Origin of the sequence: Pantoea sp. JK, from assembly GCF_026130245.1 — a bacterium.
In the GTDB taxonomy this organism is placed as follows: Bacteria; Pseudomonadota; Gammaproteobacteria; order Enterobacterales; family Enterobacteriaceae; genus Pantoea; species Pantoea trifolii.
This window is the reverse complement of sequence record NZ_JAINFN010000003.1, coordinates 184,279-196,646: the sequence shown is the minus strand read 5'-3', so window position 1 is coordinate 196,646 and position 12,368 is coordinate 184,279. Positions and strand designations below refer to the sequence as shown.

At 52.4% G+C, this 12,368-nt stretch carries 13 protein-coding genes and 1 tRNA gene; 8 read left to right on the top strand and 6 right to left on the bottom strand.

What is annotated here, in order from left to right; translation table 11 throughout:
* The first annotated feature begins 137 nt into the window (after positions 1 to 137).
* Positions 138 to 1,370 carry a multifunctional CCA addition/repair protein gene (locus PanJK_RS08465; RefSeq protein ID WP_265298870.1) on the top strand — a complete coding sequence of 411 codons (1,233 nt, stop codon included), beginning with the start codon at positions 138 to 140 and terminating at the stop codon, positions 1,368 to 1,370.
* Positions 1,371 to 1,388: 18 nt separating this feature from the next.
* On the opposite strand, the gene bacA is transcribed toward PanJK_RS08465, so the two are convergent.
* Positions 1,389 to 2,207 (bottom strand): undecaprenyl-diphosphate phosphatase, encoded by an 819-nt coding sequence (gene bacA / locus PanJK_RS08460; protein ID WP_008103429.1) that lies wholly within the window; start codon positions 2,205 to 2,207, stop codon positions 1,389 to 1,391.
* A gap of 191 nt (positions 2,208 to 2,398) precedes the next feature.
* Positions 2,399 to 2,758, bottom strand: coding sequence for a bifunctional dihydroneopterin aldolase/7,8-dihydroneopterin epimerase (folB, locus tag PanJK_RS08455; protein WP_008103431.1), 360 nt, complete (start codon positions 2,756 to 2,758; stop codon positions 2,399 to 2,401).
* A gap of 107 nt (positions 2,759 to 2,865) precedes the next feature.
* Here folB and plsY point away from each other — a divergent pair, with 107 nt between their 5' ends.
* Positions 2,866 to 3,465 (top strand): glycerol-3-phosphate 1-O-acyltransferase PlsY, encoded by a 600-nt coding sequence (gene plsY / locus PanJK_RS08450; RefSeq protein WP_256697476.1) that lies wholly within the window; start codon positions 2,866 to 2,868, stop codon positions 3,463 to 3,465.
* Between the two features lie 30 nt (positions 3,466 to 3,495).
* On the opposite strand, the gene tsaD is transcribed toward plsY, so the two are convergent.
* Positions 3,496 to 4,509, bottom strand: coding sequence for a tRNA (adenosine(37)-N6)-threonylcarbamoyltransferase complex transferase subunit TsaD (gene tsaD / locus PanJK_RS08445; RefSeq protein ID WP_256697477.1), 1,014 nt, complete (start codon positions 4,507 to 4,509; stop codon positions 3,496 to 3,498).
* A gap of 281 nt (positions 4,510 to 4,790) precedes the next feature.
* Here tsaD and rpsU point away from each other — a divergent pair, with 281 nt between their 5' ends.
* From rpsU to rpoD, 3 genes are all read left to right on the top strand, one after another.
* The gene (gene rpsU / locus PanJK_RS08440; RefSeq protein WP_008103436.1) at positions 4,791 to 5,006 is read left to right on the top strand and encodes a 30S ribosomal protein S21; all 216 of its coding nucleotides are present in this window, start codon (positions 4,791 to 4,793) and stop codon (positions 5,004 to 5,006) included.
* A 118-nt stretch (positions 5,007 to 5,124) separates the two neighbouring features.
* Positions 5,125 to 6,870, top strand: a complete 1,746-nt coding sequence (dnaG, locus tag PanJK_RS08435) for a DNA primase (protein ID WP_008103438.1) — start codon at positions 5,125 to 5,127, stop codon at positions 6,868 to 6,870.
* A gap of 365 nt (positions 6,871 to 7,235) precedes the next feature.
* A complete protein-coding gene (gene rpoD / locus PanJK_RS08430; RefSeq protein WP_008103440.1) occupies positions 7,236 to 9,077 on the top strand; it encodes an RNA polymerase sigma factor RpoD in 1,842 nt (613 codons plus the stop codon).
* Between the two features lie 60 nt (positions 9,078 to 9,137).
* Here the strand turns inward: rpoD and mug are convergent, their stop codons facing one another.
* On the bottom strand, positions 9,138 to 9,656 hold the full coding sequence (mug, locus tag PanJK_RS08425; protein ID WP_256697478.1) for a G/U mismatch-specific DNA glycosylase: 519 nt from the start codon (positions 9,654 to 9,656) through the stop codon (positions 9,138 to 9,140).
* On the bottom strand, positions 9,653 to 10,240 hold the full coding sequence (locus PanJK_RS08420) for a TetR/AcrR family transcriptional regulator (RefSeq protein ID WP_256697479.1): 588 nt from the start codon (positions 10,238 to 10,240) through the stop codon (positions 9,653 to 9,655). The genes mug and PanJK_RS08420 overlap by 4 nt, the downstream gene beginning before the upstream one ends.
* A gap of 133 nt (positions 10,241 to 10,373) precedes the next feature.
* Here PanJK_RS08420 and PanJK_RS08415 point away from each other — a divergent pair, with 133 nt between their 5' ends.
* The 3 genes from PanJK_RS08415 (at position 10,374) to PanJK_RS08405 (ending at position 12,085) form a co-directional block, all read left to right on the top strand.
* Positions 10,374 to 11,156, top strand: coding sequence for an SDR family NAD(P)-dependent oxidoreductase (locus tag PanJK_RS08415; protein ID WP_256697480.1), 783 nt, complete (start codon positions 10,374 to 10,376; stop codon positions 11,154 to 11,156).
* Between the two features lie 189 nt (positions 11,157 to 11,345).
* A tRNA-Ile gene (locus PanJK_RS08410) sits at positions 11,346 to 11,421 on the top strand.
* A 178-nt stretch (positions 11,422 to 11,599) separates the two neighbouring features.
* The gene (locus PanJK_RS08405) at positions 11,600 to 12,085 is read left to right on the top strand and encodes a BRCT domain-containing protein (protein ID WP_265298861.1); all 486 of its coding nucleotides are present in this window, start codon (positions 11,600 to 11,602) and stop codon (positions 12,083 to 12,085) included.
* 37 nt (positions 12,086 to 12,122) lie between these two features.
* On the opposite strand, the gene PanJK_RS08400 is transcribed toward PanJK_RS08405, so the two are convergent.
* Positions 12,123 to 12,341 (bottom strand): ogr/Delta-like zinc finger family protein, encoded by a 219-nt coding sequence (locus PanJK_RS08400; RefSeq protein ID WP_013510553.1) that lies wholly within the window; start codon positions 12,339 to 12,341, stop codon positions 12,123 to 12,125.
* Between the last annotated feature and the right edge of the window lie 27 nt (positions 12,342 to 12,368).

Below are 12,368 nucleotides of genomic sequence, written 5' to 3'. Positions count from 1 at the left end.
CACGCAGATTTGTTCTTTTATTTAAGGGGATCGTAAGATGCCCTTTTAGGCGTGCCCGATATTTAGCCAAAGTATGCAACAATAAAGTAACAAGCGTGCTCAGCACGCAATTTCTGATTTGCCTCTGGAGTGGTTGAGTGAAGACGTTTCTGGTCGGTGGCGCAGTGCGCGATGCCTTACTGCGTTTGCCGGTAAAAGATAGAGATTGGGTGGTGGTTGGCGCGACGCCGGATTCGATGCTGGCGGAAGGTTATCAGCAGGTTGGCCGGGATTTTCCAGTTTTTTTGCATCCACGCAGCCGTGAAGAGTATGCGCTGGCGCGTACGGAACGCAAAAGCGGCAACGGTTACACCGGTTTTGTGACGCAGTTCGCGCCGGATGTTACGCTCGAGCAAGATCTGCAGCGCCGCGATCTCACCATCAATGCTATCGCCCAAAGTGATAGCGGCGAGCTGATTGATCCTTATGGCGGTCAGCGCGATTTGGCGCAACGCCAGCTGCGCCATGTTTCCGCCGCCTTTAACGAAGATCCGCTGCGTGTACTGCGCGTGGCGCGTTTCGCCGCCCGCTTTGCCCATCTGAATTTCCGTATTGCCGATGAAACCCAGGCGCTGATGCGCGAAATGGCCGTCAGCGGCGAACTGGCGCATCTCACTGCAGAACGCGTGTGGAAAGAGACGGAAAAAGCGTTGCTGACGCGCAATCCACAGGTCTATTTTCAGGTGCTGCGTGATTGCGGCGCGCTGCAGGTGCTGTTCCCGGAAATCGATAACCTGTATGGCATTCCGGCACCGATCAAATGGCATCCTGAAATTGATACCGGCATCCATGCGCTGATGACGTTGGCGATGTCCGCCGCGCTCTCGGATCAACTTGATGTGCGTTTCGCTACGCTGTTTCACGATGTCGGTAAGGCGCTGACGCCACCGGAAAAATGGCCGAGCCATCATGGTCATGGCCTCGCGGGCGTGCCGATTGTTGAAGCGCTTTGCCAGCGCCTGCGCGTGCCGAATCAGGTGCGTGATTTGGCGTTAGTGGTGACCGAATTCCATGACGTGGTGCACACCATTGAGCGCCAGTCAGCGGACGCATTAATCGCGCTTTTTGATCGTATCGATGCCTGGCGTAAGCCCGATCGCGTGGAGAAAATGGCGCTGACCAGCGAAGCGGATGCGCGCGGGCGTGCGGGCCTGGAAAGCATGGCTTATCCGCAAGGCGACTATTTGCGTCTGGCGTTTACGCTGGCGCAAGCGGTGCCCACCAAAGATGTGGTGGCAGCAGGTTTTAAAGGGGCGGAAGTGCGGGAAGAGTTAACCCGTCGACGTGTTGCAGTACTGCAGGCGGAATTGATTAACGCGCGGCCAGCGTAACCGGCCGCGCGGGATGACTTACATAAAGATGGCGTAAACCACGGCCGCCACAATAAAGCGGTAGATTGCGAAAGAGACAAACGAAATACGCTTGATCAGCTCAAGGAACACTTTGATTGCCAGCAGCGCCACGACGAAGGCGGTGACAAAACCGACGGCAAACATCGGGAAATCCTGCATTGTCAGGAAGCCGAGGCTCTTGTAGAGATCCAGTCCGGTTGCACCAATCATCATCGGCACCGCCAGAATGAACGAGAACTCCGACGCCGCATAACGGCTCACGCCCATCAGCATACCGCCAGAAATCGTCGCACCTGAGCGCGAGAAGCCCGGCCACAGCGCCAGACACTGGAAGCAACCAATCATAAACGCTTGCAGGTAAGTGATATCGTCAACGCCAACTGCTTTAGGTTGCTTTGGCTTAAAGTATTCCGCCACCAGTAGCAGCACACCGCCGACCACCAGCGCATACATCACGTTGATCGGGTTAAACAGCGTTTTGATTTGGTCGTGCAGCAGTAAACCAATCACCACCGCCGGCACCATGCCCAACAGAATATGAATCAACGTCAGTCGACCTGTACCAACACCTTCATGTTTGACCTCACCAAAGTGAATGCCGATCAAACCAAACAGGCGGCGCCAGAACATCACGACCACAGCGAGGATGGAACCGAGTTGAATCACAACTTCGAAGGTTTCAGCGGTCTGGCCTTCAAAACCCAACAGATGACCAACAATTATCATGTGGCCCGTGGAAGAGACCGGCAGGAATTCCGTGAGGCCTTCTACAACCCCCAGGATTGCAGCTACCCAAAGCTGGTGAATGTCTGCCATCAAAATATTTCCTCTATCCGTTTTAAACAGTAAAAAGGCGGTCGCAAAGGGCTACCGCCTGAAATTATGCCTACGTCACGCTGAAGGAAACCTTAAGAAATTCGGTAACTTCCTGCTCGTTAGCGCAACGGCCTCAAGTGAGACACACCATAATTTGGTTTGGTTTCATTGTGATGGCAATCACGGAAGTTTTATTTCGGAATAGTCCCGCGCTCAATACGCACGCCAACGCTGGCCGCCTGGGCTACAGCGCCCGGTTTGCCTACCTTTATACGTACTCCGGGGGTTTTGAAACGATTCATCAACAGATCGGCGATTTCTTCTGCCACCCTTTCCACCAGGGCAAAACGCTGACCTTGCAGATGATTGAGGATCACTTCGGTGACATCGGCGTAGCTCAGGCAATCGTTCACATCGTCGCTGGCCGCGGCCTGACGGTTGTCCCACGCCATTTCGACATCGAGCACCAGCTTCTGCTGCATGCCCTGTTCCCAGTCGTAAACGCCAATAGTCGTGAACACGGTAAGCTGCTCGATAAATACGATATCCATGATGTCAGTCTCTGTTTTTGGCTAAGCCGGATACCACTTCCGGCGGATTATGCGTATTATCCACGCTTATCGAGAACAAAACGACCCAAAAGGAACGGTACGACGCTATGAGTGCTATCGCGCTTGGTATGATTATTTTCGCGTATCTTTGCGGCTCGATTTCCAGTGCGATACTGGTCTGTAAACTGGCTGGTTTACCCGATCCGCGCTCGCAAGGCTCAGGCAATCCTGGCGCGACCAACGTTTTACGCATTGGTGGCAAAGCCGCCGCTGCCGCAGTGCTGATTTTCGATGTGGCAAAAGGCATGCTGCCAGTGTGGATCGCTTATCTGCTGCACGTTGCCCCGCTCTATCTTGGCCTCACGGCGATTGCCGCCTGCATGGGCCACATCTATCCGGTGTTCTTTCGTTTTCGCGGCGGTAAAGGCGTGGCGACCGCCTTTGGTGCGATTGCGCCGATTGGTTGGGATTTGACTGGATTGATGACCGGCACCTGGCTGCTGACGGTGCTGCTGAGCGGCTATTCGTCACTCGGCGCGATTGTCAGCGCGCTGATTGCACCGTTTTACGTGTGGTGGTTCAAACCGCAATTCACTTTCCCCGTTTCGATGCTTTCGTGCCTGATTCTGTTACGACACCACGACAACATCCAGCGCCTGTGGCGCGGCCAGGAAAATAAGATCTGGAAGCGGAAGAAGAAGAAATAAAAAAACCGGCGCGAGGCCGGTTTTTTCGTTTTAGATGGCGGGTAATTCTGCCAGCGGCCAACGTGGTCGCACACTCACGCCGAGTCCACCACGGGTGCCGCCTTTGAGACGCACCATGCCAGCGTAAGCAATCATCGCGCCGTTATCAGTGCAAAACTCAGGGCGTGCATAAAACACTTCGCCGCCACGCTTTTGCATCATCTCAGCCATGCGCTCCCGCAGCGTGCGGTTCGCGCTGACGCCACCCGCAATCACCAAACGTTTAAAGCCGGTTTGCTCAAGCGCACGTTTGCACTTAATCATTAAGGTATCAACCACCGCGTCTTCAAACGCACGGGCAATATCCGCGCGGGCTTGCTCTTCGCCCTGATGCTCGCGAATGGTGTTCGCCGCAAAGGTTTTCAGGCCGGAGAAGCTAAAATCCAGCCCCGGACGATCGGTCATTGGCCGTGGGAAGCGGAAACGGTTTGGCGTGCCCTGCTGCGCCATACGCGACAGCATCGGTCCGCCCGGATAATCCAGCCCCAGCAGCTTGGCAGTTTTATCAAACGCTTCGCCTGCTGCATCGTCAATCGATTCGCCCAGTAAGGTGTATTCACCAATTCCGGTCACGCTGATCAATTGTGTATGCCCGCCGGAAACCAGCAGCGCAACAAACGGGAATTCCGGCGGATTCTCTTCCAGCATCGGCGCCAGAAGATGGCCTTCCATATGATGCACAGGCACCGCCGGCACATTCCAGGCGAACGCCAGCGCACGACCAATGGTGGCGCCAACCAGCAGCGCGCCGACCAATCCAGGCCCGGCGGTATAGGCAACGCCATCAATCTGTTGTGGCTCAAGGCCTGCTTCTTTCAATGCCGCCTGAATCAGCGGCACGGTTTTACGGACGTGGTCACGCGATGCCAGTTCCGGCACCACTCCGCCGTAATCGGCATGCAGTTTCACCTGGCTATATAGTTGATTTGCCAGCAGACCGGACGCATCGTCATAAATCGCGATGCCGGTTTCATCGCAGGACGTTTCAATACCCAGAACTCGCATAGCTTTTATCACCCTCTTCGTGCGGCGCGCAGTGTAACACAGGCAATTCTCACGCCAGAGACTTTGCCCCTGAAAAAGTGTTTTTCTGTCGCACAAAGAGTGCGCTATACTCCACGGCCTGAAAAAACCGGCAGCCGCGATGGCATATGCCCCTGTTGGTTCTAAATTATACATGGTGCTTTACAAGTCGGCCGCGGCTGGAGTAAAATGCTGCACCATTTTGAAATGTGCTGGCGCCGCAGTCAGCAGCAAAAACCGAATTTTATCGAGGTAAGAGTTACATGCCGGTAATTAAAGTACGTGAAAACGAGCCGTTCGACGTAGCACTGCGTCGCTTCAAGCGTTCATGCGAGAAAGCAGGTGTTTTGGCAGAAGTTCGTAGCCGTGAGTTCTACGAGAAGCCTACCACTGAGCGTAAGCGCGCTAAAGCATCAGCAGTTAAGCGTCATGCCAAGAAACTGGCTCGCGAAAACGCACGCCGCACTCGTCTGTACTAATTTCTTGCGGAAGCTTGCTTCCGCCGCGCGATAAACGCAGACAGAGTCAAGTAAAAGGCCGTGCTTTCCGAAAGGAAGCGCGGCTTGTTGTCGTTTATGAGCTGAAAAATCGGGGCTTATGGCTGGACGAATTCCACGCATATTTATCAACGACTTACTTGCCCGCACGGACATCGTGGATATTATCGATGCCCGCGTTAAGCTGAAAAAGCAGGGTAAGAACTATCACGCGTGCTGTCCTTTCCATAACGAGAAAACCCCCTCTTTCACCGTAAGCGGTGAGAAGCAGTTTTATTACTGCTTCGGCTGTGGCGCCAAAGGCAATGCCATCGACTTCCTGATGAATCACGATCGTCTGGAATTTGTTGAGAGCGTTGAGGAGCTGGCCACGCTTCATGGCTTAGAAGTGCCGTATGAAGCGGGCAATGGTCCTAGCCAGATGGAGCGCCATCAACGTCAAAGTCTTTATCAGTTGCTGGATGGCCTGAACGGCTTCTATCAACAGAGCCTGCGTAATCCACAAGCGCAATCTGCACAGAACTATCTCGCCACGCGTGGTCTTAGTCAGGAAGTGATCGATCACTTCGCTATCGGCTATGCGCCTGCCGGTTGGGATAATGCTCTGAAGCGCTTTGGCCAGCAGAAAGACGATCGCGAATCACTGATGGAAGCGGGCATGCTAGTCAGCAATGACTCAGGCCGCACCTACGATCGCTTCCGCGATCGCGTGATGTTCCCTATTCGCGATAAGCGTGGCCGCGTGATTGGTTTTGGTGGTCGCGTGCTGGGCAACGATACGCCGAAGTATCTGAACTCGCCTGAAACACCGATTTTCCATAAAGGCCGCCAGTTATACGGACTTTATGAAGCGCAGAAAAATCATCCGCAACCCACGCGTTTGCTGGTTGTCGAAGGTTATATGGACGTGGTGGCGCTGGCGCAGTTTGGCATCGATTATGCCGTTGCATCGCTGGGCACCTCGACCACCGCTGAACACGTTCAGCTGCTTTACCGCTCAACGGATACCGTGATTTGCTGTTACGACGGCGACCGCGCCGGACGTGAAGCGGCATGGCGTACGCTCGAAACCGCATTGCCTTACATGAATGATGGTCGTCAGCTACGCTTTATGTTTTTGCCTGATGGCGAAGATCCGGACACGCTGGTACGCAAAGAGGGCAAAGAAGCCTTTGAAGCACGAATGGAGCAGGCTACACCGCTCTCTACGTTTCTGTTCGACAGCCTGATGCCGCAAGTGGATTTGAGTACACGCGATGGCAAAACTAAGCTGGCGACACTGGCGTTACCGCTGATCAGTCAGATTCCCGGTGAAACGCTGCGCATTTATATGCGTCAAACATTGGGTAATAAACTCGGGATTCTTGACGATAACCAGTTAGACAAGCTGATGCCGAAGCTGGCGGAAAGCGGAGTGCTGCCAACTGCCCCGCCTTTGAAGCGCACCACCATGCGCGTATTGATCGCGTTATTAGTGCAGAATCCGCAATTTGCTTCCATCGTGCCTACACTGGATGGACTGGAGCAGTCAAAAATGGCGGGTTTACCGCTATTTGTGGAGTTAGTCAGTCGTTGTACAGAGAATCCTGGCCTGACCACCGGACAGCTACTAGAGTTATATCGCGGAACAAATTTTAGCCAGCCCCTTGAAACACTGGCCACCTGGAACCACATGATAGTGGATGAAGAGGCGGAGGAAGTGTTCCAGGATTCACTGGCAAGTATTTACGATTCCGCGCTCGAACAGCGCCTTGAAGCGCTGATCGCACGCGAGCGAACGGAAGGCCTAAGCGCCATCGAACGCCGCGAGTTCTGGGCTCTAAGCCAGGCATTAGCGAAAAAATAAGATTTTTACTTGGTTAGAACAGTTAGCGCTCTTTAAGCTCCTTTTCTGACTCATTCTACGGACAAGGCTTGTATATAAGCGAAACCGGAAAAAGGACCGTAGGCGTCGAAGTCAGTTTCGTTACCGCCAGCGCGCAGCAACCGGAGCGTACTGAAGTACGTGAGGATTGCGAGCACTGCCGGGAACGAAAATGACGAGTGAGCCAGGTCCGAACAGAATTCAAGCGGCTTAAGTGCCGATTATAGAAGGGCAAAGGCCCCGGCCGCGATGTAGGCAGCGGCAAAAACACAACGCCTTCACTGTTATTGTTGGCTTTCGCCGCCGACCGACACCAATCTAATTAACAGAAGTGTGGATACCGTCTTATGGAGCAAAACCCGCAGTCACAGCTTAAGCTACTTGTCACCCGTGGTAAGGAGCAAGGCTATTTGACCTATGCTGAGGTCAATGACCATCTGCCGGAAGATATCGTCGACTCCGATCAGATCGAAGACATCATCCAGATGATTAACGACATGGGTATTCAGGTTGTTGAAGAAGCGCCTGATGCTGATGATCTGATACTGAATGAAAACAGCTCCGATACTGACGAAGATGCCGCAGAAGCCGCCGCTCAGGTTTTATCCAGTGTTGAATCTGAAATTGGCCGTACCACCGACCCGGTGCGCATGTACATGCGCGAAATGGGTACCGTTGAACTGCTGACGCGCGAAGGCGAAATTGACATCGCTAAGCGCATCGAAGACGGTATCAACCAGGTTCAATGCTCTGTAGCCGAATATCCGGAAGCGATCACCTATCTGCTCGATCAGTACGATCGCGTAGAAGCGGGCGATGCTCGCCTGTCTGACTTGATCATCGGTTTCATCGATCCGAACGCAGAAGAAGATATCGCGCCGACCGCCACCAACGTCGGTTCTGAGTTATCACAGGAAGACCGTGATGACGACGAAGAAGAAGATGAAGACGATGACGACAGCTCTGATGACGATAACTCTATCGATCCAGAACTGGCTCGCGAGAAGTTTGGCGACCTGCGTACGCAGTACGAAACCACGCGTACCGTCATCAAAGCCAAAGGCCGCAGCCATGCTGACGCCGTAGCCGAAATCCAGAACCTCTCTGAAGTGTTCAAGCAGTTCCGCCTGGTACCGAAGCAGTTTGATTACCTGGTAAACAATATGCGTGAAATGATGGAGCGCGTGCGTACGCAAGAGCGCCTGATCATGAAGCTGTGTATTGAACTGTGCAAAATGCCGAAGAAAAACTTCATCACGCTGTTTACCGGCAACGAAACCAACCCAAGTTGGTTCAAAGCCGCGCTGGCCATGAACAAGCCGTGGTCTGAGAAGCTGCTGGAAGTTGAAGATGATGTGAACCGTTCGCTGTACAAACTGCAGCAGATCGAAGAAGAAACCGGCTTGACCATCGAGCAGGTGAAGGACATCAACCGTCGCATGTCTATCGGCGAAGCGAAAGCGCGTCGTGCGAAGAAAGAGATGGTTGAAGCAAACTTACGTCTGGTTATCTCTATCGCCAAGAAATATACCAACCGTGGTCTGCAGTTCCTCGATCTGATTCAGGAAGGCAACATCGGCCTGATGAAAGCCGTTGATAAGTTTGAATACCGTCGTGGTTATAAGTTCTCAACTTACGCCACATGGTGGATCCGTCAGGCTATCACCCGCTCTATCGCTGACCAGGCGCGCACCATCCGTATTCCGGTGCATATGATTGAGACCATCAACAAACTCAACCGTATTTCGCGTCAGATGCTGCAGGAAATGGGCCGCGAACCGACGCCGGAAGAGCTGGCTGAGCGTATGCTGATGCCTGAAGATAAGATTCGCAAGGTGCTGAAAATCGCTAAAGAGCCAATCTCTATGGAGACCCCGATTGGTGATGATGAAGATTCGCATCTGGGCGACTTTATCGAAGACACCACGTTGGAACTGCCGCTGGATTCCGCCACCTCGGAAAGCCTGCGCTCAGCGACTCACGACGTGCTGGCTGGCCTGACCGCGCGTGAAGCGAAAGTGTTACGTATGCGTTTCGGTATCGATATGAACACCGACCACACGCTGGAAGAGGTTGGCAAACAGTTTGACGTAACGCGTGAGCGTATTCGTCAGATTGAAGCCAAGGCGCTGCGTAAACTGCGTCACCCAAGCCGCTCAGAAGTACTGCGTAGCTTCCTCGACGATTAATCGTTGTCGAGACGAAAAAACCCCGGCAAGCCGGGGTTTTTTATTGCCTGAAGCGTCGCTCTATCGCGCGTTACTTTGCAGCCAATCATGCAGTTGGCGATAGGATGCGGCCATCTCTTCTAGCGTCGCACGATTTAACCCACTCGGATTAGGCAGCACCCACAAACGCGTTTCACCCAGTGTTAGCGGCTGCTCGCCCCACTCAACTTTGCGCTGACGAAATGCTTTCTGGAAGGCATCTTTGCCCAACACCGCCAATGCACGCGGTTGATAGTGCAAAATCTTTTGCTGCAAGCGTGAGCCACCGTCGCGTAATTCATCGCCATCCAACTCGTTAGCCTGCACCGTCGGACGCTCCACCAGCATGGTAATACCACATCCAGTTTCCAGCAGCCGCTGCTCCTGCTCGGGCTTGAGTAACTCGCGCGTAAAGCCGGCCTGATATATCACTTTCCAAAAGCGATTGCCGGGATGCGCGAAGTGAAATCCAGTGTGCGCCGACGACTTGCCCGGATTGATGCCACAAAACAGCACCTGTAAATCAGGCGCAATGATGTCGCGGATATCGTGCTCGCTCATACAATCTCCAGTCCGGCGCGTTGTTTTACCGATCGACGACTGCTCGCCAGCATAGTGCGCGCTTCCTCGTCGTCCGGACAAGCACGTGCCATTGCCACCGCACCAACCATCTCAGCCAACATAGTGGTCGCCGCGTCATCCGCATGCGGATGATTAAGCTCATGTAGCGTCAACGCCAAACGCTGCCGCATCGCTTCACGCTGCTGTGAAAACAACGTACGCGCCTCGACGGGTAAATGCGCCATCTCACTCACCAGCGCAGGCATCGGACAGCCTTCACCCGGCGTGTTGCAATGCTGCTCAGATAAATAGCTATCAATCAGCTGATTAAGTCGTTCAGCGGGATCGTTAATTGAGGTGATATCCGCAAAGCGGCGCGCCGAATCAGCAAACATCTCAGCGATCACCGCTTGCACCAGATCTTCTCGGGAGGCAAAATGGGCATAAAATCCGCCGTGCGTTAAACCCACGCGCTTCATCAGCGCCGCTACGCCAATGCTTTCAGTGCCGTTCTCGCGCATCACCACCGAGGCTTCATCCAGAATGCGCTGTCGTGTACGCGCCTTATGGCTCAGCTTTTCCATCTTCATTGACTCCGACATCGTTGATGGCAATCAGTGTAATTATTACAACCATCATATTCTAGCTTGACGACAAATATTATGATCGTCATATTAAATCTCGTAAATATGACAACCATCATCTTAAGGAACACACATGTCACAACAACTGGCTTTAATCACCGGCGCATCAAGCGGAATTGGCGCGACCTATGCAAAACAGCTGGCAGCACGTGGCACAAACCTGATTCTGGTGGCACGCGATGAAGCCAGGCTCAATCTGTTGGCGCAATCGCTGCGTGAAGCACATAGCGTTGAAGTCAGCGTGCTGGCTGCCGACCTCACCAACCACGATGATTTGCTAAGAGTTGATCGCGAAATCCAGCAAAACAAAGCGATTACGCTGCTGGTAAACAATGCAGGTATGACAGTTGAAGGCGAATTCATTGACGGTGATATCGCGAAAATACAAACGATGCTGACGTTAAATATCCTTGCGCTGACTCAGCTGGCCCACAGTGCTGCACAGGCATTTCTTGCACGTCGCAATGGCACGATTGTGAATATTGCTTCGGTGCTAGCGCTGGTGAGCGAATCGGCCAATGGTGCCTACAACGCCAGTAAAGCGTATGTACTTTCCCTGACCCGTAATCTGCATCGTGAATTAGCCGAAAGCGGTGTGCGTATGCAGGCTGTGTTGCCAGGCTTAACGCGCACTGAAATCTTTGAGCGCGCAGGAAAATCCATTAACGATCTTCCCGCTGAGATGCTAATGGAAGTAGACGATTTAGTCTCGTCAGCGCTGCGTGGACTCGATGCCGGCGAGCTGGTGACGATCCCATCCGTGGAAGATGTGCAGCTTTGGCAGAACTACGAAGAGGCACGCATCGCCATATTGCCCTTCATCTCGCTCAACAAGCCTGCAACGCGCTATTTGTAGTATCGACAAACTTTCGAATGAGCCTGGTCTCAAAAAACGCTGTTGATTGGGCGCTTAATAAACGATAGTGCGTGGGATAGTAGAATTTTCTTTTTTAGATCAAGGAGTCAGCTATTGCTGTAATTTTCACCATCCGAATGGTGAACTCTGGATCACCCTAACAAGATACTCTATAATCCTCGCTCCGCTGGCCCCTTAGCTCAGTGGTTAGAGCAGGCGACTCATAATCGCTTGGTCGCTGGTTCAAACCCAGCAGGGGCCACCAAATTTAGTGATTAAAATCATGCATTTAAGCCGCTTTTTCAGCGGCTTTTTTTGTGGCCAAATAACTGATTGGCAGCAAAATGGCAGCAGGTTTTTTCCCCTCTTTTCTTCTGTTGCTTCTGCTCTTCACGTTTGACGGCTTTTTTACGCTCGTTCACACAGCCTCTGAAGGTGACCACATGGAAGAAATGCACTTCGTCTATATCAATGCAAAGGGGCAAGTAAGCGCCCAATCGATTTTTAATGTCAGCCACAGCGCCGAGCATGTGCAAGGCATCTGCAACGTCATCAAACAATTAAGAACTTTTCGCAAAGACAGAGTAATTAAACTTGTTGAAACAGCGGACGCTGCTTCGACATTTTTAATGACGGTGAAGGAGAGTGATTACTCTCATATTCAATTGAGCAGGCCCAAAGCTCAAAAGGTAACTTTTGATGTTTGCTTCACTGGTTTTAAAAAAGCGGATAAAGATCGATTAATTGAGTGCGCAAATGCCAACGGCATGACAGTTAGAAGTTCGGTTACACAGAATCTTCAATTACTTTGCTGCGGATATAATGCCGGACCAACTAAAGTAACGGCAGCCCGTATGAAAGGTGTTGTAATACTTAATGAAAATCAATTCGCGGATTTTGTGAAAACAGGTGAAATTCCAGAAGTGTAATAGCCCACCTAAGCGGGCTATTTAATATTGGCAGCGATCATAACCACAGTGGTTGCTGCTGATTTCTTCCCGGATGCGGCGGCACAGGTTTGACGCTACCCGGTTTCATAATGATCTCAGAAACTGTTTCATGAGATTTAAACGTACAACTACAATTAATGTTCTGGCACTGGTTATATCGTTCTTTGGTTGTTGCTGATACCTGAAAGCTGCTGCGGGTATGTGCGGCGTTCCCGCACAAAGGGCAATTCATCATAATGTCGTCTCCAAACCCCAATTGAGA

What these genes read in the sequence shown, in the direction of transcription:
- rpoD (WP_008103440.1), top strand. Translation starts at nt 7,236, where the DNA reads ATGGAGCAAAACCCGCAGTCACAGCTTAAGCTACTTGTCACCCGTGGT.
- plsY (WP_256697476.1), top strand. Translation starts at nt 2,866, where the DNA reads ATGAGTGCTATCGCGCTTGGTATGATTATTTTCGCGTATCTTTGCGGC.
- PanJK_RS08415 (WP_256697480.1), top strand. Translation starts at nt 10,374, where the DNA reads ATGTCACAACAACTGGCTTTAATCACCGGCGCATCAAGCGGAATTGGC.
- PanJK_RS08405 (WP_265298861.1), top strand. Translation starts at nt 11,600, where the DNA reads ATGGAAGAAATGCACTTCGTCTATATCAATGCAAAGGGGCAAGTAAGC.
- bacA (WP_008103429.1), bottom strand. Translation starts at nt 2,207, where the DNA reads ATGGCAGACATTCACCAGCTTTGGGTAGCTGCAATCCTGGGGGTTGTA.
- tsaD (WP_256697477.1), bottom strand. Translation starts at nt 4,509, where the DNA reads ATGCGAGTTCTGGGTATTGAAACGTCCTGCGATGAAACCGGCATCGCG.
- mug (WP_256697478.1), bottom strand. Translation starts at nt 9,656, where the DNA reads ATGAGCGAGCACGATATCCGCGACATCATTGCGCCTGATTTACAGGTG.
- PanJK_RS08420 (WP_256697479.1), bottom strand. Translation starts at nt 10,240, where the DNA reads ATGGAAAAGCTGAGCCATAAGGCGCGTACACGACAGCGCATTCTGGAT.
- PanJK_RS08400 (WP_013510553.1), bottom strand. Translation starts at nt 12,341, where the DNA reads ATGATGAATTGCCCTTTGTGCGGGAACGCCGCACATACCCGCAGCAGC.
- folB (WP_008103431.1), bottom strand. Translation starts at nt 2,758, where the DNA reads ATGGATATCGTATTTATCGAGCAGCTTACCGTGTTCACGACTATTGGC.
- rpsU (WP_008103436.1), top strand. Translation starts at nt 4,791, where the DNA reads ATGCCGGTAATTAAAGTACGTGAAAACGAGCCGTTCGACGTAGCACTG.
- dnaG (WP_008103438.1), top strand. Translation starts at nt 5,125, where the DNA reads ATGGCTGGACGAATTCCACGCATATTTATCAACGACTTACTTGCCCGC.